The sequence below is a fragment of the Vibrio sp. 10N.286.52.F8 genome, from assembly GCF_041468745.1.
Lineage (GTDB): Bacteria > Pseudomonadota > Gammaproteobacteria > Enterobacterales > Vibrionaceae > Vibrio > Vibrio crassostreae_C.
Genome location: NZ_JBFRJF010000003.1, coordinates 61,286 through 84,660 on the forward strand (window position 1 = coordinate 61,286; position 23,375 = coordinate 84,660).

General features: G+C 45.3%; 20 protein-coding genes. 8 read left to right on the plus strand and 12 right to left on the minus strand.

Annotated elements, in window-relative coordinates; translation table 11 throughout:
- Positions 1–6: 6 nt before the first annotated feature.
- Positions 7–255 (minus strand): YkgJ family cysteine cluster protein, encoded by a 249-nt coding sequence (locus tag AB4133_RS00615; RefSeq protein WP_017059389.1) that lies wholly within the window; start codon positions 253–255, stop codon positions 7–9.
- A gap of 159 nt (positions 256–414) precedes the next feature.
- Between AB4133_RS00615 and AB4133_RS00620 the strand changes: the two genes are divergently transcribed.
- Positions 415–852, plus strand: a complete 438-nt coding sequence (locus tag AB4133_RS00620) for a YcgN family cysteine cluster protein (RefSeq protein WP_017059388.1) — start codon at positions 415–417, stop codon at positions 850–852.
- Between the two features lie 106 nt (positions 853–958).
- Here AB4133_RS00620 and AB4133_RS00625 read toward each other — a convergent pair whose 3' ends face one another.
- From AB4133_RS00625 to gap, 6 genes are all read right to left on the minus strand, one after another.
- Complete coding sequence (locus AB4133_RS00625) at positions 959–2,845, minus strand: BCCT family transporter (RefSeq protein ID WP_017063436.1); 1,887 nt, start codon at positions 2,843–2,845, stop codon at positions 959–961.
- A gap of 122 nt (positions 2,846–2,967) precedes the next feature.
- Complete coding sequence (locus tag AB4133_RS00630) at positions 2,968–3,321, minus strand: hypothetical protein (RefSeq protein WP_017059386.1); 354 nt, start codon at positions 3,319–3,321, stop codon at positions 2,968–2,970.
- Between the two features lie 275 nt (positions 3,322–3,596).
- Positions 3,597–4,550 carry a ChaN family lipoprotein gene (locus AB4133_RS00635; RefSeq protein ID WP_017059385.1) on the minus strand — a complete coding sequence of 318 codons (954 nt, stop codon included), beginning with the start codon at positions 4,548–4,550 and terminating at the stop codon, positions 3,597–3,599.
- A 75-nt stretch (positions 4,551–4,625) separates the two neighbouring features.
- Positions 4,626–5,441 (minus strand): 23S rRNA (guanine(745)-N(1))-methyltransferase, encoded by an 816-nt coding sequence (rlmA, locus tag AB4133_RS00640; RefSeq protein WP_017059384.1) that lies wholly within the window; start codon positions 5,439–5,441, stop codon positions 4,626–4,628.
- A 111-nt stretch (positions 5,442–5,552) separates the two neighbouring features.
- Positions 5,553–6,437 (minus strand): D-hexose-6-phosphate mutarotase, encoded by an 885-nt coding sequence (locus AB4133_RS00645; RefSeq protein ID WP_017059383.1) that lies wholly within the window; start codon positions 6,435–6,437, stop codon positions 5,553–5,555.
- Positions 6,438–6,679: 242 nt separating this feature from the next.
- Positions 6,680–7,675, minus strand: a complete 996-nt coding sequence (gap, locus tag AB4133_RS00650) for a type I glyceraldehyde-3-phosphate dehydrogenase (protein WP_017059382.1) — start codon at positions 7,673–7,675, stop codon at positions 6,680–6,682.
- 319 nt (positions 7,676–7,994) lie between these two features.
- Here gap and msrB point away from each other — a divergent pair, with 319 nt between their 5' ends.
- Positions 7,995–8,432 (plus strand): peptide-methionine (R)-S-oxide reductase MsrB, encoded by a 438-nt coding sequence (msrB, locus tag AB4133_RS00655; RefSeq protein WP_080582205.1) that lies wholly within the window; start codon positions 7,995–7,997, stop codon positions 8,430–8,432.
- Positions 8,433–8,607: 175 nt separating this feature from the next.
- Here msrB and AB4133_RS00660 read toward each other — a convergent pair whose 3' ends face one another.
- A complete protein-coding gene (locus AB4133_RS00660) occupies positions 8,608–9,414 on the minus strand; it encodes a DUF2989 domain-containing protein (RefSeq protein WP_372223817.1) in 807 nt (268 codons plus the stop codon).
- 113 nt (positions 9,415–9,527) lie between these two features.
- Between AB4133_RS00660 and AB4133_RS00665 the strand changes: the two genes are divergently transcribed.
- The gene (locus tag AB4133_RS00665; RefSeq protein ID WP_010437067.1) at positions 9,528–9,809 is read left to right on the plus strand and encodes a YeaC family protein; all 282 of its coding nucleotides are present in this window, start codon (positions 9,528–9,530) and stop codon (positions 9,807–9,809) included.
- Positions 9,810–9,952: 143 nt separating this feature from the next.
- Here AB4133_RS00665 and ansA read toward each other — a convergent pair whose 3' ends face one another.
- Both ansA and sppA read right to left on the minus strand, forming a co-directional pair.
- Positions 9,953–10,969 (minus strand): asparaginase, encoded by a 1,017-nt coding sequence (gene ansA, locus AB4133_RS00670; RefSeq protein ID WP_019823767.1) that lies wholly within the window; start codon positions 10,967–10,969, stop codon positions 9,953–9,955.
- Between the two features lie 118 nt (positions 10,970–11,087).
- Positions 11,088–12,938, minus strand: coding sequence for a signal peptide peptidase SppA (gene sppA, locus AB4133_RS00675; RefSeq protein ID WP_372223785.1), 1,851 nt, complete (start codon positions 12,936–12,938; stop codon positions 11,088–11,090).
- Between the two features lie 279 nt (positions 12,939–13,217).
- Here sppA and AB4133_RS00680 point away from each other — a divergent pair, with 279 nt between their 5' ends.
- The 3 genes from AB4133_RS00680 (at position 13,218) to AB4133_RS00690 (ending at position 18,150) form a co-directional block, all read left to right on the plus strand.
- A complete protein-coding gene (locus tag AB4133_RS00680) occupies positions 13,218–15,227 on the plus strand; it encodes an NADPH-dependent 2,4-dienoyl-CoA reductase (RefSeq protein ID WP_004734088.1) in 2,010 nt (669 codons plus the stop codon).
- A 246-nt stretch (positions 15,228–15,473) separates the two neighbouring features.
- Positions 15,474–16,022 carry an NAD(P)H nitroreductase gene (locus AB4133_RS00685; RefSeq protein WP_004734087.1) on the plus strand — a complete coding sequence of 183 codons (549 nt, stop codon included), beginning with the start codon at positions 15,474–15,476 and terminating at the stop codon, positions 16,020–16,022.
- A gap of 115 nt (positions 16,023–16,137) precedes the next feature.
- Positions 16,138–18,150: a DNA topoisomerase III gene (locus AB4133_RS00690; protein ID WP_372223787.1), complete on the plus strand. Its 2,013-nt coding sequence runs from the start codon at positions 16,138–16,140 to the stop codon at positions 18,148–18,150.
- An 18-nt stretch (positions 18,151–18,168) separates the two neighbouring features.
- On the opposite strand, the gene AB4133_RS00695 is transcribed toward AB4133_RS00690, so the two are convergent.
- Both AB4133_RS00695 and AB4133_RS00700 read right to left on the minus strand, forming a co-directional pair.
- Positions 18,169–19,170: a DUF3080 domain-containing protein gene (locus AB4133_RS00695; protein ID WP_102568624.1), complete on the minus strand. Its 1,002-nt coding sequence runs from the start codon at positions 19,168–19,170 to the stop codon at positions 18,169–18,171.
- Between the two features lie 7 nt (positions 19,171–19,177).
- The gene (locus AB4133_RS00700; protein WP_372223789.1) at positions 19,178–19,864 is read right to left on the minus strand and encodes an SDR family oxidoreductase; all 687 of its coding nucleotides are present in this window, start codon (positions 19,862–19,864) and stop codon (positions 19,178–19,180) included.
- A 262-nt stretch (positions 19,865–20,126) separates the two neighbouring features.
- Here AB4133_RS00700 and AB4133_RS00705 point away from each other — a divergent pair, with 262 nt between their 5' ends.
- Together AB4133_RS00705 and AB4133_RS00710 are read left to right on the plus strand one after the other, a co-directional pair.
- Complete coding sequence (locus tag AB4133_RS00705) at positions 20,127–21,047, plus strand: histone deacetylase (protein WP_372223791.1); 921 nt, start codon at positions 20,127–20,129, stop codon at positions 21,045–21,047.
- A 193-nt stretch (positions 21,048–21,240) separates the two neighbouring features.
- Positions 21,241–23,367, plus strand: coding sequence for a methyl-accepting chemotaxis protein (locus AB4133_RS00710; RefSeq protein ID WP_372102861.1), 2,127 nt, complete (start codon positions 21,241–21,243; stop codon positions 23,365–23,367).
- Positions 23,368–23,375: the final 8 nt, after the last annotated feature.

Consider the following 23,375-nt stretch of genomic DNA (forward strand, 5'->3'; position numbering starts at 1 on the left):
ATACGCTTAGGTAATAGCTTCTAACTCGATCAGGTTATCAAGGGCTTCTTGGTCGGTTTTACCACAAATGACAGGGCAAGCTTTGAATTGGTGACATACCTTCGGGCGTGAAGGTTGACCAAATAATTTGCAGAGATCTTGCTCATTTAATTGGATGCAGCGTACCCCAGCAGGCTTACCATTAGGCATTCCAGGAATAGCAGATGTAATACTTGGAGCGATACAGCATGCTCCACAACCTAGGCGACATTCCATCAAATTAAACTCACTAAATAACAGGGTGCGCGATAGTAGCAAAAAATGATGAGAGTGACAGCTGTTGATTGAATCAAAGAATGAACAATTATTATCCTTGAACTTTTTATGGGCTAGCGGTATAACACGCACCCCAGTAAAAGAGTAAGAAGTAATCCTATGACGAATCCATTTTGGCAAGAAAAGACACTAGAACAGATGACCGAGAATGAGTGGGAATCACTTTGCGACGGTTGTGGTAAGTGCTGCCTACATAAACTAATGGATGAAGATAGCGATGAAGTTTACTACACCAATGTGGCGTGTAGCTGGTTAAACGACAAAACATGTTCGTGTAAAGATTACCCGAACCGCTTCACTTCAGGTGAAGAGTGTTTGAAGCTGACTCGTGACAAGATCGATGAGTTTCACTGGCTACCAGACACTTGTGCTTACCGCCTTTTATCAGAATCTAAGCCGATTCCTGAATGGCACCCGTTGATCACCGGATCAAAAACAGAGATGCATGCAGCAGGTGAAAGCGTTCGTAACAAAGTGGTATACGAAATCGATGTTGTCGATTGGGAAGATCACATCTTGAACCACCCGAACCGCTAGTTAACGAAGACTAGTCAATCACCCGAATAAAAAAAAGGCTCACATTTCTGTGAGCCTTTGTCGTATTTAGGAGGGTCCAAATCAATGGACTGTGTCATGGCTAATGTCAAGCAAGCGGTAAGTCTGCAACCACCTGATTGAACGTGATACGAGCATTCTGAGCTTGCTCAGATAACTCGATCTTTTTCGCTTGTGCGGCACTAAGATTACTCTCGGCCTGCTCAAGTGCTTGTTGTAGGTTCTCTGGTAACTCGTGAGTTTCCATTTGTGAACCTTGTTCTAACACATAAGCGCGAATTTCTTTCTTCACTGCGGCAAGTTCTGTGTAAGCAACACGCTCAAGTTCTGCGGCTTCTTGTGCTGCATCTCTTTCTTTCTCAAACTGAGCCAACGCCATACCTTCAGCAGACCAAGGGTCCATGTCTGGCAGTTCTTCGATGTTGATCGTTGGCTCGATATACGCATCTTGATGGCGTAGGTCGAGGTTAGTCGCACGAACCGCTGAAATCATCAGCATCACAGAGATAGCAAGCAGTGGTAAGCCACCAACAATCGCCGCCGTTTGTAGCGTACTTAGACCGCCTAAGAACATTAGAATCGTTGGTAAGAACGACAGAGTAAATGCCCAGAACATACGGTTCCAGCGCATTGGCTCTTCGGTCACGTTGTTTTGTACAACAGACGCTAGGATGTATGAGATAGAGTCAAATGTTGTTGCCGTGAAAATGATACACAGCATTGTAAATACAGCGATAACCAGCGTGCTCATTGGCAATTGTGCAAGCATCGAGAAGATAGCTTTGGTTGCGCCTTCCGCATTCAAAATGGCAACGACATCTAGCTCACCAGAAAGCTGCAGTGATAGGCCGTAGTTACCTAAGATCATGAAGAACAGGAAACAACCTAGAGAACCAAAGAAGATCGACCCTGACACCATTTGTTTGATGGTTCTGCCGCGAGAGATACGCGCAACAAACAGACCCATACTCGGTGCAAATACTAGCCACCATGCCCAGTAGAAAATCGTCCAGTCTTGTGGGAAGTGAGTGTTTTCGAATGTACCGTAACCACCAAATGGTTCAGCCCACGTTGCCATCACGAAGAAGTTAGACAGTAGACGACCAATTGAGTCTAAGCCTGTTTCTAACATGAAGATTGTTGGACCCGCGATCAGAACGAAAGCCAGTAGACCCATCGCACCCCAGAAGTTGATGTTACTTAGGATCTTGATGCCTTTTTCCAATCCAGCATAAGATGAGTAAGCAAAAATCGCAGTACACACTAAAAGCACCATCACTTGCGTTAGGTTATTTTTAGGTAGACCAAATAGGTGATTTAGACCTTCAGTGATCAGAGGAGCGGCTAAACCTAATGTTGTTGCAGCGCCGCCTAATAGACCGAAAATGAATAGGATATCAACGATCTTTCCTGGTACGCCTTTACTACGGTGTTCACCAAGAACAGGCATTAATGCGCTTGAAATCTTTAGAACAGGTTGTTTACGTACGTAGAAGAAGTAAGCGATAGGAATTGCCGGGATTAGGTAGATAGACCATGCGATTGGTCCCCAGTGGAATAGGCCGTAGGTCGCAGCCCAGCGTACTGCTTCTTCACTGCCAGGTTCTAGTTGGAAAGGCGGTGATTGGTAGTAGTAAGCCCACTCAATACAGCCCCAATACAAGATACTTGCACCGATACCGCCACAAAATAGCATGGCAGCCCATGATGCAGTTTTAAACTCAGGCTCTTCATCAGCTTCGCCCAGTTTAATTTGTCCCATATCACTGAATACTACGTACACCATAAATGCACAGGCTGCGAGACCTAGAGCAAGATACAGGAATCCGAGTTGATCAGTCATGAATGTTTTCGCAACCGCAATCCAGTCTGCGCCCTGTGCAGGGAACAAAATGAGCGGGAAAACTATCGTGAGTAGGAGTGCTATAGCACCAAAAAAGGTTGGCTTATCGATAAGCTCAAAAGTGTTTTTCACGAGTATTATTCCATTAAAATGAGAGCGGAATTATGGAATGAACTCGTTTTTTAGACCTAATCGGGTCTATTGTCGTAACGATAAATCGCTTTTATTCTAGAGAATGCGATAGGTTGGCAAGGCTAAATGAGTGCGAGAAGAATACCGCCTACGGTTGCCGCTGCGGACAGGTATTGCCCCGCTGAATAAGAACCATCATCTTCTTCTTCAATCTTATCTGGGTGATCCATACCCAAGGCACCATGAGCGAATGACTCAACTTTATCGGTAACTGTCGCGTTTTCTGCTTCGACTTTCTTCGCTTCTTTATCAATTTCTTTTAGGGCAGATAAGAGTGCTTTGCCTTCATCAGAAAGCCTAACCGTATTTTGCTCAACCTTAAGCGGTGTAGGCTTTTCAGCTTCGTTAGCTGAACTCTTAGCGTTCATCTGCGAAGGCGAATACAGCTGAGTATTACTCGTTCCTACTGGCGTCATATAGCTCTCCTTACCTATCCTTAAATATAGTATCGGCAGAGGTGTGAAAAACTTGTGCAATTAATCATCGATAGTGATGTTTTTTATTCGCACATTACATTTTCGTCTGCTTGGTTAAATCGTCTATTTACTAAGCAAGTCTTGTGCCGATAAGAATGTTTGATTTTAGATAGAGTTAGGATGAATGACGGGAACGTGATCAAGTTGTGACGATGGGCTAATTATCTAGGATTAGCCCATCGACTCTTTAGCTTAGAAGAGTGGATCAACAGATCCTACTCACACTCTAGGCTAGCGCTACGTTTTGACAGATGCTTGTATGCCTTCATTCGGTTCTCTTTCTTTACAAAGCGAGCCGGCGGCGAAAGCACTTCAAGCTGATAATCACCGCTATCCGATGAGATCGCTTCAACCGGGCTGATGATGGCGATTTTTAAATCAGGGTTACGACGTAGAATTGATGCCGCCGTCCCTAAACCACCCTCGGTGTGGAACTTGCCAGCCACGTGAATCACTTGTTTATCAGGGTTTGATGCTAGGTAATCCACAATCGACTCAGCCATGGTTTCGTCCCAGGTAACCTGAGCGGCAAACTGCTTTTCTGTTTGCTCTGGCGTACCGTGATGCATAGAAGCCATGAACTTTTCTTTGTAAGGGCTATCGCCAGTATCCACTTCGGCAGCAATCCATTGGCGTTGCTCGGTCGATAATTGGTCTAGGTAAGGCAATCCTTTACGGCCAATACACTGCACGAATGGCTTTGGTGCATTTGCCGCAATAACATCGACGTCGTTGGCTTTTGCGAACTCAACTAACGCGCGGTAATCACTTTCGTAATTTGGCCAAGCTGCCGCTTGAGACATGAGAATTTGTTCGCCAATTTCGCCGTTTAAGTATTGGTCAAGTGTGGCTTGGTGCTCTCGAGTGAACTGTTCCATTGAAAGCGCAATGTTTGATGTTGCGTTGCGGCGCGCTTTTAAGAAGTCGGTTTGGAAGCGGTGAATGGCAGAATGCGTGTGCCATTCGCCAATTAGAACCACATCAGCGTCAATCAGCTGCTCGGGTAATGCATCGAGAGAAAGTGTTTCGCCTTGTGGAGAAGCGAACTGGTAGTCATAGAATGTGGAAACGGATTCCGTTTGAGCCACTTTTTGAGAAGTGTCTTTTGCAGGTTGACTAGCACAAGCCGTGAGAAGAGTAGCTAATCCGATAAGAATAATACGTTGCATGAAATGCCTCCTTGAAGAACACGCATACTAAAGGAGGCAAGATAAGATTTCAATGCAAACGATAATCAATATCAATTAAATTTGTTTGCGGTACACTCGCAGCATAAAGTCAGCTTCACAGTTGAATTGCTCTGCCTCGGTGAGTTGTAGTTTAAACTCTTCACTCGCCTTCCAAGCAAACGGCGTCATCTGTAGCAGGTCGAATGCATCTGACCCCGATAGTTCCATCATATAGTTTAGTTGCTCTTGATGCTCAAGCGTAAAACCTTCGATCACTTCTGGATCTTCGTCGTGCAAGCGAACGCCATCATAAATTGCATCACGCAGTTGATACAGGTGTCGGCTAGCTGGTGTCACGGTGATCACCACACCATTATCTTTGATGGTGCGTTGTAACTCTTCAGCCTTGCAAGGCGCGTAAATGCGTAGAATTCCGTCTAAGCTGTTTTCAGCAAAGGGTAGGCGATGGCTTGATGCAACTGAGAAGTCGACAGCAGGGTAGCGTTTAGCGGCGTATTTGATAGCAATCTTAGAAATGTCTAGGCCAAAAGTAGCCCCTTTCTTTTCTTGAAGATTCACAGCAATTTCGTTGGTGTAATAACCTTCGCCACAACCAATATCCAATAGGCTAGGCGTCTCTTCTGGTAGATAGCGAGAACACAACGTCACCACCGCTTGGCGCATTGGGTCATAGTGGTTACCTTCAAGGAAGCGACGACGTGCCTGCATCATCTCTTTGTTGTCACCTGGATCTTTTGAGCGTTTGTGGTGCGCAGGCATCAAATTGACGTAGCCTTCTTTCGCTAGGTCGAACTGATGGTTCTTTTCACACTTAAACGTACGATCGTTTTGAGATAAAGGTTGGTGACACAAAGGGCATTGGTAAGTCATGGAGACCTCTAAAGGAGAATAGACAGCGCAAGTGTAACGAGCTAAAACCAAAAAGTAAAAGAGCGACATAAAGCCGCTCAAAAATCGTTTTTTATAACTGTATTTATACGGTTATTGGGCACTAATCACAGTGATCAGTTGGTGGTTTTCACCCGGCCGGAGTGTTTTACCGGCTTCTAGGCTTGGCGCGTGCAGTGTTGATTCTACGCACATCATAGTTAGGTAACCATCGTCTTGCATGTCGCCCATACTTGCAGCGCCTTCTGCCCACGGGTTCCACAGTACTGCAGAGTTATGACCGTGGTTTTCAACTGTTAGCGTGCGATCCAGCTTCTTGTCAGCAACAAAGATTTGCGCTTCTGGTTGCGTGTAAACGCGGTCAATCGTGTCGGTCAGTACCAGTTCAGATCCACCTTGGCAGTTCTTGCCACCTTGCAGGCTATCAATGTACTCAGCACCCATACCAGTGGTGGTTGTGTTGTGGATATCGCCAACGTTTAGGTAAGTGTGTAGTGCACCAGAGAAAGTCCATGGCTGAGAATCAGTGTTCTTCACGTCCAGCGTTACTTTTAGTTGTTCGCCGATCTCAACATTCAAGCGAGCATCAAACTGATGAGGCCATACTGCTAGCGTCTCTTCGCTTGGCTTCAGACCTAAGCTAACAATCACGCCAGCTTCGCTTTCACGGTGTTCAACCAATTGCCATTCACTTGAACGGGCAAAACCATGTGCTGGTGCTGCAATGCGACCAAACCAAGGCCAACATACTGGAATACCACCACGCAGAGCCGTTTTACCATCGAACTTAGCTTGTTGGCTCATCCAAATTAGGTCTTCTTGACCTTGCGGTTGGAATGACACCACATGGCCGCCAAACAGTGAAATCGCTGCGTTTGCTTTATCGTGGATAACGCGAACCAGTTTTACACCTTCGTGTTCAACGATAGTGACGTTGTCAGAAAGTACCGCCAGTGCAGGTAGAGTAGATAAATCCATTACATGATCCTTCTAAGGAAATTGAATTCAAATGCTGACTAGAGTGATGCTTGTGTTTTCATGAGTAACAAGCAGAGTCAGTATTAGAATTGAATTTTGCGTTTGGGCTATCTTGATGAGCTTAGACAGACGCGGTTTAAAAGATAGCAGGCATTAAAAAGGCGACACTAAGGTCGCCTTTTTCAAAGTCTGCTCAAAACAGTCTTCGCTAATGCTTATCTAAAGCGATTTCTAAAAAGAAATTACTTAGAGATGTGAGCGATTAGGTCTAGAACTTTGTTTGAGTAACCGATTTCGTTGTCGTACCAAGATACAACTTTAACGAATTTGTCAGTTAGAGCAACACCAGCTTTAGCATCGAATACTGAAGTTTGAACTTCACCGATGAAATCTTGTGATACTACTTGGTCTTCAGTGTAACCAAGAACGCCAGCCATTTCGCCTTCAGAAGCTTCTTTCATTGCAGCACAAATTTCTTCGTAAGATGCAGCTTCTTTTAGGTTAACTGTTAGGTCAACTACAGATACGTTAGCAGTTGGTACACGGAAAGCCATACCAGTTAGAAGGCCGTTTAGTTCTGGAAGAACAACGCCTACAGCTTTAGCAGCACCAGTTGAAGATGGGATGATGTTTTGAGAAGCACCACGGCCACCGCGCCAGTCTTTAGCAGAAGGGCCATCTACAGTTTTTTGAGTTGCTGTAGTAGCGTGAACTGTAGTCATAAGACCAGACTCAATGCCCCACTTATCGTTAAGTACTTTAGCGATAGGTGCAAGACAGTTAGTAGTACAAGAAGCGTTAGAAACGATGTCTTGACCAGCGTAAGATGCTTGGTTAACGCCCATTACGAACATTGGAGTTGCATCTTTAGAAGGACCAGTAAGAACTACTTTCTTAGCGCCAGCAGTGATGTGCTTACGTGCAGTCTCGTCAGTTAGGAAAAGACCAGTTGCTTCAGCAACTACGTCTACGTCGATAGCATCCCACTTAAGGTCTTCTGGGTTACGCTCAGCTGTAACACGTACAGTTTTACCGTTAACGATTAGGTTACCGCCTTCAACTTCAACAGTACCGTTGAAACGGCCGTGAGTTGAGTCGTACTTAAGCATGTATGCCATGTACTCTACGTCGATTAGATCGTTAATACCTACTACTTCGATGTCTGCACGCTCTTGAGCTGCGCGGAATACGAAACGGCCGATACGGCCAAAACCGTTAATACCTACTTTGATAGTCATTGTAGTTGCTCCACAACTTAATTTCTGATTAAAGATAACTGGTAGTAAAATTACAGAATCCAGTATACATCTGCAATAGATAATCCGACTTAACTTGTTTAATGTCAAAAAAAAGCGACGCTTTTCTTAACAATTGGGTGTAAGTGATTGAAAATTGACCATTGCAAGTGGCTCTGTACCCTTCCAGTTGGGTAAAATACCCCTAAATGATGATTCACTTATGAGTGTATATGTACAATGTTTCCTGGTGAGAAAGTATGTGCTACAAAACGACTCATATGCAAGCCTTTATAGAAAAAAGTAAATATAATAACTGAGAATGTGGAGAGATATTAACGTGATTCAAAAGGGAGGAAATATGATAAAGCCTGATGAATACTGGCGTGAGCGCCTAACGGACGACGAATTTTCAGTGTGTCGTGAGCGTGGTACTGAAGCCCCATATAGCGGCAAGTTACTGCACAACCATAAGACTGGCGTCTATAGCTGCACATGCTGTGAAAGCCCTTTGTTTCTGTCGGATAACAAATATGACTCTGGGTGTGGTTGGCCAAGCTTTGATGCCCCAGTGAATGATGAAGCAGTACGCTATATAGAAGATCTAAGTCACGGAATGAAGCGTGTAGAGATCCGTTGTACCGCCTGTGATAGCCATTTAGGTCACGTTTTTCCAGATGGCCCGAAGACCACAGGTGAACGGTTCTGTGTTAATTCAGTGTCGTTAATTTTCAACAAAAATGACGAAAGTACGAAATAACTTGTAACTATTGTCTAATCCTTACAGGTCGCATTTGTCGATTTAGGAAGGCTGAAACGCCCAAGGTTTCAGATTTAACTCTAGTACAAATAAAAACAGCTACTAAAAAGGTAGCTGTTTTTATTTGAAAGCAGGTGAATAACAAGCTTAAGCAAGAACACTATAAATGAAGCGATCAGTAACTCGGGACGATTGAAGGGCTGTAAACTCCATCCTCAATAGCTTCGACGATGTTGTCTGCGTCTTTATTTAGCTTCTTATAGGTTGCCTTGTCGAAACGGTACAGCACAGTTAGCTCTGCTTCAGAAGCAATCGGCACGTCAAAGTCTTTGGCAACCATCGCCCAAACGTACGCTTTTTCCATATGGCCAAGGCTATGGTTGATACTTGCCATCGACTTGAAGATTTCAGTGTTGGCTACTGAGCCATTAGAAAGCGTTAGCGCATTATTGAGTAGCTTAAGTGTCTTTATATGATTGCGGGTGGTATAGAAGGTTGCCAAGGCATATTGCATCTCAGCTGTGTTTAACGCTTCAGAGCCTTCTAGTTGTAGGAAACTGCGTCTGGCATTGGTGTCCCCAGTTTGCGACCACAAGAAGTAAAGCGTTTCCGGTGTATCAGATTTCGATAGCTCATCAACAATGCGCTCAGACTCTTCGATACTGTGCATTAAAGAGGTAAAGCGACGCTCTTGCAGCTTAGATTGATCGATCGTTTCGATCTGTGCCGCGAGCTCTAGGCACTTTTTGTAGGCAGTGACTAATTCGAATTCTTTAATTTTGTTGATTTCGGTGGGTTGCTTCTGAACTTCAAATCGATGCCAGATGAGGTCGGTACGTGCGACACGACATTGCCCATCGTTCATGTTCAATTGTTCACACTGAAGACCCGGATTGCTTTGGCACAGTTGATCGGTATTTTTGTTCCCTTCAAGACACCCAACCAGAGTGAAAGGCAATAGGCTAATCGCCAACCATTTCATAATTTTCATATTCCTTCACTTGTGATCAGATGCACTTATTATTGGTCAGGTTCTTGACTCAATTCTGTTACGGGTTATTTTCTGGTGAAAATTGTTAAAACTAAGGCTTTACCATGGATGCAGAACAACTTCTTAGCGCAATGACACCCGAGGTCTACGAACGTTTAACCTACGCAGTTGAAACGGGTAAATGGCCAGAAGGTACGGCGCTCTCAAAAGAACAGCGCGACTCGTGTATGCAAGCGGTTATGTTATACCAATCTAAACATAACTCTGAAGCTCAACATATGACAATTGCAGCTGGTGGTGAGATTAGCTTTAAATCTAAGTCTGAACTAAAGAAACAGTTTAAGTCAGATCAAGAAGACATTGTTAGGGTTAACCCGAATCATTAAGCTTAAATTACAACAAAGGGGTGGCAATGTGCCACCCCTTTTAGTTTAACTCGTTTATTTATAAGCAATAAAACGATTTAGTTCACGTTAAGCCGCCGTTGCTATCATCGAATAACTGGGTTTAACATGAATCTGTGAACTGGTTATAAACTCATCTCGCCACGCAACACTTGTTGCATTTGAGCCTTCACTTCTTCGTAGCCTAGGTTTTGGCTTAGTAGATAATGTAACTTCGCCAGTGCCGCCTCCGGTGTCATATCATAACCGCTGACAACGCCAGCTTCTGCCAGTGCACAACCTGTCGCGTAACCCCCCATATTCACTTTACCCGCTAAACACTGAGTAAGGTTCACCACGATAACACCACGCTCTGATGCGTCTTTAAGGTGTTGAAGCAGTTCTGGGTTTTGTGGTGCATTACCAACACCAAAAGTAAGCAGAATCATTGCGTTCACAGGCTGCAATAACGTGTTGCGAATCACTTCGTGTGAGATGCCAGGGTACATTGTGATTACGCCAATAGGTTGCGGAGTAATGTTATGAACCTTGAAAGCGCCTTCAGGTTGTTCGTTTACCTTTACGTTATTGCTAAGTTGGATATTGATACCCGCTTCTAGCAAAGGATTCAGGTTTGGAGAAGTAAACGCATTGAAGCCATCTGCGTGTGATTTTGTGCTGCGGTTACCACGCATCAACTTGTTGTTGAAGAACAGTGTCACTTCGTTGATAGGGTAGTTTGCTGCAATGTGCAATGCATTCAGCAGGTTTGCTTGTCCGTCTGAACGAAGCTCTGCTAGGGGGATCTGAGAGCCCGTAACAATCACAGGTTTGCCGAGGTTTTCAAGCATGAAAGACAGTGCAGAGGCGGTGTATGCCATAGTGTCTGTACCATGCAGGATAACGAAACCATCGTACTTATCGTAGTTCGCGCGAATGTCATCAGCGATGGTCTGCCAATCAAGTGGCGTCATATCTGAAGAGTCCATTAATGGAGAGTATTCGTGAATGGTGTACTCAGGCATCTCTGGGCGATGGAATTCAGGCATGCCAGCTAGCTGCTTATCCATGAAACCTGCGACAGGAACATAGCCGTGGTCAATAGACTTCTGCATGCCAATTGTGCCGCCGGTGTACGCGATATAGATGTGTTTTCTTTCCATGGCGATTAATACTTAGTGTGATATAGGGAACAGGGGGGCGATTATAGCGAATTATCATGCAATAAAAAGAGGCGCCTCACACAGAGGTGCCTCTTGATAATAAAGCGTTGAGCTTATCTTATTGAACTTGGCAGTTTAAGCAGAAAGCGTATCGGCCTTGTGGGTCGTTAAAGTTGCCTAACAGCTGGCTATCTTGAGCTAACTGTTGAGTAACGGGCTGTAAACTGCTTGGAATCATTGACTGAATATCAAGGCCTATCGACATCTGAATTTGGTTCATAAATTCTTGAATAAATTGCTCAGTCGCCGAAAGTGGTTCTTCTACCCAGTAGATGTTGTAACTTTCAAGCTCTGCAAGTGAAGCCGCCGCTGCAACCGCATCATCGAAATCACCAATCTCATCGACTAAGCCTTTCTGAATCGCATCTTGACCTGTCCAAACTCGACCTTGAGCAATCTTGTCGACCGCATCTACTTCCATGCCGCGATTTTCTCCAACTAGGCTGATGAATCGACGGTATCCGTTTTCAATGCCCATTTGGAACGCGTCTTTCGCGCCATCGCTAAGTCCAGTTGTAATACCAAGACCTGAGAAAGGTGACGTACCAACGCCATCCGTGTAAACACCAATATCATTCAGCCCTTTTTCGAAGGTAGTGATAACACTGAAGATACCAATCGAACCCGTTAGTGTGGTCGGCTGAGCTAGGATCTTATCTGCGCCCATCGAGATCCAGTAACCACCTGAAGCAGCAAGACTCGACATCGACACAACAACTGGCTTACCCGCTTGCTTGATCGCTTCTATTTCATTACGAATAACTTCTGAAGCAAAGGCACTGCCACCTGGGCTATCTACACGAAGTACAACGGCTTTCACTTTATCGTCGTTACGTGCTTGGCGCAGTAGGGCTGCAGTGGTATCTCCGCCAACTGTGCCACGTGGCTGCTTGCCATCCATAATTGCGCCGCTGGCAACAATCACGGCAACGTCGTGTGATTCACTGGTCATGTCGGGAAGCATGGTTGCACGGTATTCGTAGTAACCAAACGCGTTGTAGCTGTCTTGACCGTCACTGCCGAAAACATCTGCAAGCTCTAGTCGAACTTGTTGGCGTGTCGCTAACTCATCCACTAAGCCAAGTTTCTCAGCCAGTTTTGCAATGTCACCATCGACAGACTCAAGTTCTTTCAAGAAGGTGTCCATGCTTGGGTTCAGTATTTTAGCGTCGATCTGACGGTTGTTACTGACGTCATCAACGTACGCACCCCATAGTTGGCTTAACCAACGAGAAGCGGACTCTTTCGCTGCATCTGACATGTCGTCACGAATGAATGGCTCGATAGCTGACTTGTAAGTACCCACACGGAACACGTGAGTATTCACATCGAGCTTCTCTAACAAGGTTTTGTAGTAAAGCGAATAAGCGCTGTAACCTTTAAGAAGAACACCGCCATCTGGTGATAGGAAGACTTTAGTTGCGTAGCTTGCTAGGTAGTATTGGCTTTGGTTGTAAAAGTCACCCACCGCATAAATAGGTTTGCCTGTCGCTTTGAACTCATTCAATGCTTTAGCAATGTAGCGCAGTTTGGTTAGGTTGGTTTCTGGCAGCTCTTTGAGTGCTAAAACGATACCTGTAACCTTGTCATCGTCTTTTGCGTAGCGAATCGTTTCAACGATATCAAACAGGATGTTCTCTTTTGGAAGGTCTTTGCCAAGCAGCGAACCCGTGACCGAATCCATCGGATTGATATAGCGACTTTGTTCCACAATAGGACCAGACAGGTTAAGCACCAGAGCTGAATCCTGTGGAACCGTCGGTTGAGCCGTATCTGAATGGAAGTACACAAAGTAGATGATGGCGATACTGAGTAAAAAGACTAGGTTAACCAGCGCAAGACGTACAAACGTAATGAGCTTCCAAATCCCTTTAAAGATCATACCTATAAATTTGAATATTTTTTTCATTCTGTCTCCGCAGTGAGATCACGTCGCTTTAACAAGCCGTAGTACCATTAATCTCAATAATATGAACTGCTTAGTATCCTACGATAATTCCCAAGCTCAAACTACACCAAGAATTGTTAATCGATATATATTCTCATTAAGTGTAGTCAAATTAAGGGGTTCTGAACGATTAATACCTTCAGCATTATGATCGGTGTTACAAAAATGTAAACGGTTGTTTGAACTTTTGGTGATTGAACTATACTGTGGTCAGACCACAAGGATAAAATAATAGAAGTGATGTCTGCCATGTACCCACATTTACTTGAACCACTCGATCTTGGATTTACTCAGTTACGTAACCGTGTATTGATGGGATCAATGCACACAGGTTTAGAAGAAAATAAAGAAGGCCTACACAAACTTGCCGCGTTTTATGAAGAGCGAGCAAAAGGAGGCGTTGGTCTTATTGTTACCGGTGGTTTCTCTCCTAATTTACGTGGCAGATTAACCCCATTTAGTGCTGAATTCAGTAAAGTAAAGCACGCCAAAGCGCACCAAGTTGTTACCGAAGCCGTCCACAAGCACGGCGGTAAAATTGCGCTTCAACTATTGCATGCCGGTCGTTATGCGATGCACCCATTCGCGCAAAGTGCTTCTGGCATTAAAGCGCCAATCGCTAAGTTCGCACCCAGTGAGATGAGCCCTCGTCAGATCAAAAAGACCATCGGTGCCTTTGCCAATAGTGCAGAGCTAGCTCAGGTTGCTGGTTATGACGGCATTGAGATCATGGGCTCGGAAGGTTACTTGATTAACCAATTCATTTGTAAGCGTACCAACATGCGTTACGACGAGTGGGGCGGTTCTTACGAGAAGCGTATGCGTTTCCCGCTAGAGATCGTCAAATCGATTCGCGAAGCGGTGGGTAAAGATTTCATTATTATTTTCCGACTGTCGATGCTGGATTTGGTTGAACAAGGTAGCACCTTTGAAGATGTTGTTCTTTTGGCTCAAAAGCTAGAAGAAGCGGGCGTGACTATCATCAATACTGGTATTGGTTGGCATGAAGCTCGTGTTCCGACTATCGCGACGCAAGTACCACGAGGCGCATTCTCTTGGGTAACCGAGAAAGTGAAACCATACGTGTCGATCCCAGTGGTGACATGTAACCGAATCAACACGCCAGAAGAGGCCGAACGTATCCTCAGTTCAGGACAGGCCGACATGGTATCAATGGCGCGTCCATTCTTGGCAGATCCGGACTTTGTTAATAAAGCCGCTCAAGACCAAGCGCAGTTCATCAATACCTGTATCGGCTGTAACCAAGCTTGTCTTGATAACGTGTTTAAGGGTAAGCGAGCGAGCTGTTTGGTGAACCCACGAGCGTGTTACGAGACTGAAATTGTTGTTCAGCCAGCGCAAGCGACTAAGACCATTGCGGTTGTCGGCGCAGGCCCAGCCGGTTTAGCCTGCGCGACGACGTTGGCACAGCGTGGGCACAATGTTGATCTTATTGAGAAAAATGATCGTATCGGCGGCCAATTTAGATTGGCAATGCAGATACCGGGCAAGGAAGAGTTCAGAGAAACGATTCGCTACTTTGCTAATCAAATCGACGCATCAGGCGTGAACTTAAAACTGGATACTGAAGCGACGTTTGAGATGTTGTTGAAGTACGATGAGGTCGTTATGGCTGCCGGTGTTGAGCCAAGAAAGCTTGATATTGAAGGAATTGACCAAGAAAACGTAATCGATTATCAAACCTTGATTCGTGAAAAGACACCAGTAGGCGAAAAAGTCGCGATTGTTGGTGCCGGTGGTATCGGTATTGATGTGGCAACTATGCTGACAGAGCCGACTTCTCACAGCTTGGATGACTGGCTGCATGAGTGGGGCATTGATAAGAATATGGAACATCCTGGTGGACTTTATCCTTACCCTGATTCGTTCAGTGACAAAACGGTTTGGGTGATGCAACGTAAAGCGGGTCGTGTTGGTAAAGGTCCGGGCAAGACTACAGGCTGGATTCATAAGCGAACCCTAGAAAAACGCGGTGTGAACCTACTGGGTGGCGTGAGCTACAATAAGATTGACGACCAAGGTCTGCATATCAGCGTTGGTAAGAAAGATCAGGTACTCGATGCCGATTCCGTTATCGTGTGTGCGGGTCAGGTTTCAGTTCGTCCATTCGAAGACATGTGGCAAGAGTTTGGTGGTAAACTGCACGTGATAGGCGGTGCTGATTATGCCGGTGAGCTAGATGCAGTGCGCGCAATTCGACAAGGTGTTGAGCTGGCGATTAAGCTCTAACAACAACCAGAATGTTCTCGTTTGATAAGTTTGAATCAGAAAGTTCAATAAGCTGAACTAGACGGGTAACTAAGCTTGGACTAGACAGATAAATAAGGCTCCTAAGTCATAGATTTAGGGGCCTTTGTTGTTTCTAGTGTCGTTTAAAATATTGCTTCAAATAGACAGCCGTTGAGATTTATTATCGTTTGTATTCTGTGCTAAAGTTTAAGTATACAAATAATAAAGAAATAGTAAGGACTTCAAATGGATGCTTTGGATCTATTGCTCAACAGACGCTCAATCGCAAAACTCTCTGATCCAGCACCTGAAGGTGTGGCGTTAGAAAACATCATCAAAGCGGGATTGCGCGCTCCAGACCACGGCGCATTGACACCATGGCGCTTTGTTATCGCACAAGGCTCAGGGTTACAGAAGCTCTCTGATATTTTGGTTCGTGCAGCACAAGCTGACGAGAGCGAAGAAGCGGTCATTGAGAAAGTTAAAAAAGCGCCGTTTCGAGCACCGATGGTGATCACTATCATCGCAAAGGTAACTGAGCACGAAAAAGTGCCCGCGTTCGAACAACACCTATCTGCGGGTTGTGCTGCGCAAGCCATGCAAATGGCTGCCGTTGCACAAGGTTTCCAAGGTTTTTGGCGCTCAGGTAAGTGGATGTTCCACCCTGAAGTTCACCAAGCTTTCGGCCTAGAAGGCGACGACGAAATTGTTGGTTTCCTATATTTGGGTACTCCGGGCTGTACGCCAATGAAAGCGCCAGAACGTGACTTCTCAAAGTTCGTCGAGTTCTTGTAAAGAAAGCTGAAGCTTGAATAGTGGAATGCTAACTGTATAAACAACCAGTTTCCCTTGATTTCTAGGGGCCACATTAGATAATGTGGCCCTAATTGTTTGTAGCATCTGGAAAAACATGTCTCGCCTTATTATTGCTGAAAAACCAAGCCTAGGCCGCGCCATTGCCGCCGCACTACCGAATCCACAAAAGAAAGACCAAGGGTTTATCAAATGTGGCAATGGGGATGTGGTGACTTGGTGTATTGGACACTTATTGGAGCAGGTTGAGCCGGACGCTTATGACGACCGTTATAAGAAGTGGAACTTAGCCGATCTTCCTATCGTGCCTGAGCAATGGCAACTAAGACCTCGTAAGACGTCAAGCAAACAGCTCACGGTGATCCGAAAGCTATTGAAAGACGCGACCCAAATTGTCCATGCGGGTGACCCGGATAGAGAAGGGCAGTTGCTAGTTGATGAAGTTATCGATTACTGCAAGGTGTCTAAGGCCAAGAAAGAGTCGATGGACAGGCTGCTGATCAGCGATTTGAACTTACCAGCCGTGAAGCGTGCGCTCTCTCAAATGCGCAGTAACCGAGACTTTATTCCATTGTCTATTTCTGCTTTAGCACGCTCTAGAGCCGATTGGCTGTATGGCATGAACATGACCCGAGCTTACACCTTGCTTGGTCAAAAGGCGGGTTACCAAGGCGTGTTGTCGGTAGGGCGAGTGCAAACGCCAGTGCTTGGTTTGGTTGTAAGACGTGATGAAGAAATCGAGAATTTCATTCCTAAAGATTACTTCACTCTGCACGCTTTTATCCCTTATCAAAACAACGGCCAGAGCTTTGATATTCGAGCGCGTTGGAAACCAAGCGAAGCATGTAAGCCATGGCAAGATGAAGAAGGCCGAGTGCTCAATCGAAAGCTGGTTGAGAATGTGGCTAACCGAATTGCGAATCAACCCGCGACGGTGACGGAATCAGAGCAAAAGCAAAGTAAACAAGCTGCGCCACTGCCTTACTCGCTGTCAGCCTTGCAGATTGATGCGTCTAAGCGTTTTGGTATGAGTGCTCAGCAGGTTCTCGACACTTGTCAGTCGTTGTACGAGAAACACAAACTCATCACTTACCCGCGTTCTGACAGCCGCTACCTACCTAAAGATCATTACTCGCAAAGAGAGTCGGTCGTGGATGCTATCGCTAACAATGCGAAAGAGCTGCAAGGTGGTGCTCAAGGTGCGGATCTTTCTCTTAAATCCAAAGCATGGAACGACAGTAAGGTCGATGCTCACCACGCGATTATTCCTACTCCGAAGAAGTCATCGGTGAACGGCCTGTCTGCCAACGAGATGAAAATCTATCAGCAAATCGCTCGTCAGTATCTAATGCAGTTTTACCCACCTGCGGTTTTTGCTGATGCTAAGCTGGTCTTTGATATCGCTGGTGGCGTGTTCATCGCAAAAGGGCGTCAGCTTATCAACCCGGGTTGGAAGGTGTTGATGGGTAAAACGGATACCGAAGAAAAAGGGGATGGCACGGATACGGTTCCTCCATTGGATAAAGGTACGGTGTTGACGTGCCGTGAAGGCGTGATTGGTGATAAGAAAACTGAGCCACCAAAACACTTCACGGAAGCGACATTGCTTCAAGCGATGACAGGTATCGCGCGTTTTGTTGCGAACAAAGATCTCAAAGCCATTTTGAAAGAAACCGATGGCCTTGGCACAGAAGCAACCCGTGCGGGTATTCTAGATACTCTATTCAAAAGGCAGCTGCTAACGCGCCAAGGTAAGAGTATTCACAGTAGCCCTGCGGGCAGAGGCTTGATTCATGCCTTACCTGAGGATTCTACCTTCCCAGACATGACGGCACATTGGGAGCACCAGCTGCAAGGCATGGCAGAACGAAATCAAGCGTATCAGCCTTTCATGCAAGCGTTAGAAAGCAAGATTGATGGTTTAATGGGTAAAGTAAAAACGGGAGAAGTTCCTGAATCACTCCGCCACCTTCCTAAAGTCGAGAGACCTGCCTTCAAACGCCGTAAAGGTGGCGGTGCGAAGAAGTCTTATGCCAAGAACGGTTCGTATGCTAAGAATGGTTCGTACGCTAAGAAAGGTACTTCCGCTAAAAAGAGCACCAAAAGCTAAGACTTTTTGAGGTTAGGATTAACGGCCGACTTTACGGCCACAGCGCTTAAACAGCTGCTGCCAATAGTCCACATGGCGACGAGTGGATGATCGAAAGGCGTGATGCGCATCTTTGATGGGAAAGTAATAACTGTGTAGTTCAGGTTGTGCGTCAAACATACCAAGTTGCGGGGCTAACTGCTGATAGTAGCCATCTAATTGCGCCATGTACGGCTGAACTTTGTCTATGTATTGCTGCTCGAACACATTGTTGAGATAACGAAACTTGGTCGTGTCTCGTTGTTTACCACAGATGATATTGTGATCAAAAGTTGTCAGCTGTTTGGTGATGGTATCAAGTTCGGCCGAAGCTCGCGTGAGCGAGTAGTATAAATCCCCGAGCGTAGAGCTCTTTTCTAATACTTCTTGAACCTCAGTAGTCTTTCCCGAAACGAGCGGAACGTTTAACGCTTGATTGATATGTTCTAAGGCATCACTGGTTTGTCGTACCTGATCGCCGATATCAGCACGTAACCACTGACTACCACGCATTTGTGACTGCATGGCATCGCTGGCATAGATTAGATTCCATTGGTGCCGCGGAAACTGTGTGAGTTTCTGCTGCTCGATTTCTTTCAGTAGCTCTACGACCTCAGGGTCTAATTCGCTACCGGATAAACATTTCCCAACACCTGCAAGTAGGGCGACTTGATAATCGTAATTGCGAAACTCATCCGCGACTTTCCCAAGAACTGAATTTCTTTCTGCAATCAGATTGAACAATCCACACTGGCGAAGCTGGTAGCTGTCGATGAGACCAATAGAAAGCGAGGGCACGTCAAGCAGCAGTTCTCGTTTTCTCGGTAGGCTTTGAAGTTCCAATTCCTCTTTTATCTCGTCAGTATCTTGTACTCTGGCTATCTTTGTTTGGTAGTCGTCGAATAAGCCTCCGGGGCCATCACTAAAACAGCCAGCTAGCATCACCGTCAGACAAAACAGTGTTGAGTGCTTAACTAGGTTTGAGAGAGGGCCATCATTCATCTGCGGGTTACCAGTCTATTTTGCTGCCATCGAAATTGAAGAAGTGACCACTTACTTCAGTATTCGCGGACTCGATGACTTTTATAAGACCAGAAGCTGAGGTGTCGGTGTCGATCAGAGCATTAGGGCCGCCCATTTCGGTCTGTACCCAACCAGGATGCACAGCTAACACCGTAACGCCGTTATCGGTTAAGTCGTTACTTAAGCTCTTCACAACGGAGTTTAGAGCGGCTTTGGAGGAGCGATAGATGTAGCCGCCGCCTGAGGTGTTCTCGGACATGCTACCGACTCTGGAAGACAGGCAGGCGATCTTTTTGACGTCACTACTTTCTATAAGAGGTAATAGAGTCTCGACAAGCTTCAATGGCGCAATGGTGTTGACTTCGAATACACGGCGCCACTCTTCGACATCGGTATTACCCAGACCATAACCTTTAGGACCATAGTAGCCAGCGTTGTTGATCAAGATATCAATCGACTCTATTTGCGAAGTGAGGTGGCTCACCGCTTGGTAATCGGTTATCTCTAATTGAATGCAGGTCAGATTGCTGTTGTGGTCTGCGAGAGAGAGCAGTTCTTTTGCTGAATTGGCATCACGATAAGTCGCGTACACCTTGTGATTACTTTCCAAGTATTGTCGAGTCAGGCTTAAGCCAATGCCGCGGTTCGCTCCAGTAATAAAAATAACGCTCATGGTGATTCCTTTTCAGTTCAATTAGTTAAGTTTGATGGCTTAACACGAGAAAATCAACGCTCCACCAACTGGCCATTAGCATTCCTACAAAAATCATTACTGCTGCCGCTGAGCCGCAGATCACCCCAAAGATGAGTATTACGTTTTTCATTATGGTCTCTACTTTATAATTAATAACAATGATAACCATTATCATTAATTAAGGTTGTCGCCAAGTTTGAGGCTGTTATGATTTTGAGAAAGATACGCAATTAGCCTGATTATGATTCCTTTAATTTACCACCCAATCTATTCACAGTTACCTTTACCAGAAGGTCATCGCTACCCAATCAACAAATATCAGTTGTTGCATAGTGCTGTTGAGGCGCTGATGAATAGCGAACCTCGATGGAAGTGCAAGTTTGAAGTGTGCCAACCAACGCCGGTTTCGGTTGAGCAAGTAAAACAGGTACATGATAGCGAATATGTTGATTTGCTCGTGTCTGGTAAGTTACCTGCAGCAAAGATGAGACGTATCGGTTTCCCGTGGAGCGAGCAACTTATCGAAAGAACACTCTACTCAAGTGGTGGAACCTGCTTGGCCGCTGAAATGGCAATAGAGACTGGTTTAGCGATTCATTTGAGTGGTGGTTATCATCATGCGCATCATGATTTTGGAAGTGGCTTTTGTTTGTTGAACGATTTGGCTTTAGCGGCAAAACACGCGCTGACCTTTGAACATATCGATAAAGTGCTGATCGTTGATAGCGACGTTCATCATGGTGATGGCACAGCAACTCTTTGCCAAGACAACGACGACATCATTACTCTGTCGTTCCACTGCGATAAAAACTTCCCTGCACGAAAGCCGCTATCCGATTTAGATGTGCCATTAAGTCGTGAAACAGAAGATGAAGAGTTCCTACGTTGTTTTGAACAAGTCACTAAGTTAGCGATTGCTCACCATCAACCCGATCTGATTATTTATGATGCGGGGATCGATATCCATCAAGACGATGAATTGGGTTACTTGAATGTTTCGACAAAAGGGATATTTGAACGCGACTGTTTCATGATTGAGTTAGCGAAATCAGAGTCTATTCCGATGGCCTGCGTAGTCGGTGGCGGATATCGAACTCAACATCAAGATTTGGTGCCGATTCACATGCAGCTGTTAAAAGCGGCTTATCATGTTTACGGTTAACCTCTCAAATTAGCGCCTGATAGCTCATTGAAATGATGGTGTGAAATAAGCGTATCTTGCACCATAAAAGACACGGTTGCACCATTGTGATTCATATAAAGTGCTTTTTTATTAATTAGTTACGTATTTGTGTGATTAATTGTGGTCTGTAAATTGCTTTACCCATGTGTCTATAAAAACACAAGGGATAAAAATGAACCTGACGGACAAGGAACGTAGTTGGCTTAATTGGTTTGGCGCAACAGGAAAACTGGCTATGCGCAGAGCTTGTTTCCTCAATCGAAGTAGGACGGAGGAGCTTGAACAAGCTTTTGAAAGTATTGCTCACACGCGAGTTCAACTTCTGCATAACTGGGTCAAGAATCAATGGGACTTTTTAGAAGACTCTGCTGTTTATTTGGCAAGTCGAACGGAAGAGCAAGCACAGGGGACGTTATCTAGCCTTCTTAAACGCAGTACGGATTTTTCTGAGTTGGCGATCGTCGATGCTAAGGGGATAGCACAAGCATCGAGTTATCATGAGCATGTAGGGGTTAACCTTGGAGACAAGAAGGCTTTAGTTGAAGGGGCTTCAAAGCGTTATCTGCATGGGCCGTATATGGATCAGCGCACGTTGAACGTAGGGGCTTCGAGTTCATCGTTTCATGACCAAGTAACGCTGATGTTTTATGTCCCCTTTTCTCGGGATGAAGGGGCGCCGCAATTCCTATGTGGTCGTGTTCCAAATGATGTTATTGGTGACATTATTCAAAGAGAAGCGGGGCATATTTATAGCGAGTCGGGTGATAACTATATCTTTATGGTCGACTCCATTCATGATCCTAATACTCAGCCGGGTGTTGCGCTCTCTCGTTCTCGCTTTGAAGATAATACCTTTTCACACGGCGAGAACTTAAAGCAAGGGATTCATACTGATTGGGGAACGGTTAAGATCCAGCACCACACCGAATTTGAGATTCGCTTTACAGACCCAGCCACTAATCAGCTTCACCCAGGCGTAAGAGAAACCATTAAAAATGGCAATAACTTGTTTATTGGTTATCCGGGGTATTCTGACTATCGCCACATACCCGTTATTGGCAAAGGTATCACTTTTCAATTGGATGGTTCACCAGATACCTTTGGCATGATGTGTGAGTCCGATTTAGAAGAGGTCTACAGAGACCGAAGTCTAAGTTATACCTTATCTAAGCACTTTATCAGCTGCATGCTACTGCCTCTATTTGTTCCATTACTGTTTGCCAACCTTTATACACTCACACCTTTTATGCAGAGTGGTATTATGTTCGCTTGCGCGTTGCTTTCATTGGGCTTATTCCGTTTAGTTAGCGCCAAACCACTAGCGAAGAAGATTCATGAAATGACCGGGGTAATGCAGACCTTAGCCGAAGGTGATGGCAACTTAAGTCGGAGACTTGATCCCACCACATTCAGTCATAATGAACTTGGCAACTTAGGGCGCTGGACTAACAGTTTTATCGACAATTTAGATAACACGGTGAGTGAGTTGATCCATGCGAGTCACGAAGTTAGAGAGGTTTCGGAATCGATGTTTCGTCGCAGTGTCGTGATGAAGCAAACCAGTGATGATGCATCACAAGCGTTAAGCAATATGCTTCAGTTGAGTCAGTATCAACAGAGCGAAATTACTCATGCGAGTGTCTCAGCAACGCAAATGGACACGGTGATGAAACAAGCCGTCCTGAGCGCAGAGAAGGAGTACAATCAGTCCGTCGAAGGCATGGAGATTGTTCGCAATATCGTAGAAAGCTCGGCGCATAGCGTGAATGAGGTGAATAATGAAATGACTAAGGTGTCTGACATTATAGATATCATTACTGACATTACCGCGCAGACTAACCTTTTGGCCTTGAATGCGGCCATTGAGTCGGCAAGAGCAGGTGAACACGGGAGAGGGTTCTCTGTCGTCGCTTCTGAAGTAAGAACTCTGGCTGACCGAACTTCACAAGCTGCTAACCATATTAGTGACCTAATGAAAGAGCTGCATAGTAAGTCTCGCAGTGCTGTTGAGTCCATGGAGCGAGGTGTCGAGAATGTGAGTAAAGGAAACTTAACAGTCGACTCAAATGCTCGCAGTGAGCAAATTCAATCGGCGGTGAGTGACCTCTTTACCACGATGTCTAACTTAGATGAAAACAGTCAGAAAAATGGACAAACGGCAGATAAAGCCCAACGTTCAATATCTGACTTACAACTGTCTACTAAGCAACTCGCACGTCGAGTGTCCTTGATGGGCAATGCATTGAGCCGTTTAGACCAATTGATTGGGCGTTTTGAAGTGAGCCGAAAGGTGGCGTAGTGGAAAAT

Coding starts and splice junctions, on each gene's coding strand:
- AB4133_RS00685 (WP_004734087.1), top strand. CDS start 15,474: ATGGATGCTTTGGATCTATTGCTCAACAGACGCTCAATCGCAAAACTC.
- AB4133_RS00615 (WP_017059389.1), bottom strand. CDS start 255: ATGGAATGTCGCCTAGGTTGTGGAGCATGCTGTATCGCTCCAAGTATT.
- AB4133_RS00635 (WP_017059385.1), bottom strand. CDS start 4,550: ATGCAACGTATTATTCTTATCGGATTAGCTACTCTTCTCACGGCTTGT.
- AB4133_RS00630 (WP_017059386.1), bottom strand. CDS start 3,321: ATGACGCCAGTAGGAACGAGTAATACTCAGCTGTATTCGCCTTCGCAG.
- AB4133_RS00705 (WP_372223791.1), top strand. CDS start 20,127: ATGATTCCTTTAATTTACCACCCAATCTATTCACAGTTACCTTTACCA.
- rlmA (WP_017059384.1), bottom strand. CDS start 5,441: ATGACTTACCAATGCCCTTTGTGTCACCAACCTTTATCTCAAAACGAT.
- sppA (WP_372223785.1), bottom strand. CDS start 12,938: ATGAAAAAAATATTCAAATTTATAGGTATGATCTTTAAAGGGATTTGG.
- AB4133_RS00695 (WP_102568624.1), bottom strand. CDS start 19,170: ATGAATGATGGCCCTCTCTCAAACCTAGTTAAGCACTCAACACTGTTT.
- msrB (WP_080582205.1), top strand. CDS start 7,995: ATGTGGAGAGATATTAACGTGATTCAAAAGGGAGGAAATATGATAAAG.
- gap (WP_017059382.1), bottom strand. CDS start 7,675: ATGACTATCAAAGTAGGTATTAACGGTTTTGGCCGTATCGGCCGTTTC.
- AB4133_RS00710 (WP_372102861.1), top strand. CDS start 21,241: ATGAACCTGACGGACAAGGAACGTAGTTGGCTTAATTGGTTTGGCGCA.
- AB4133_RS00680 (WP_004734088.1), top strand. CDS start 13,218: ATGTCTGCCATGTACCCACATTTACTTGAACCACTCGATCTTGGATTT.
- ansA (WP_019823767.1), bottom strand. CDS start 10,969: ATGGAAAGAAAACACATCTATATCGCGTACACCGGCGGCACAATTGGC.
- AB4133_RS00690 (WP_372223787.1), top strand. CDS start 16,138: ATGTCTCGCCTTATTATTGCTGAAAAACCAAGCCTAGGCCGCGCCATT.
- AB4133_RS00665 (WP_010437067.1), top strand. CDS start 9,528: ATGGATGCAGAACAACTTCTTAGCGCAATGACACCCGAGGTCTACGAA.
- AB4133_RS00620 (WP_017059388.1), top strand. CDS start 415: ATGACGAATCCATTTTGGCAAGAAAAGACACTAGAACAGATGACCGAG.
- AB4133_RS00645 (WP_017059383.1), bottom strand. CDS start 6,437: ATGGATTTATCTACTCTACCTGCACTGGCGGTACTTTCTGACAACGTC.
- AB4133_RS00660 (WP_372223817.1), bottom strand. CDS start 9,414: ATGAAATGGTTGGCGATTAGCCTATTGCCTTTCACTCTGGTTGGGTGT.
- AB4133_RS00700 (WP_372223789.1), bottom strand. CDS start 19,864: ATGAGCGTTATTTTTATTACTGGAGCGAACCGCGGCATTGGCTTAAGC.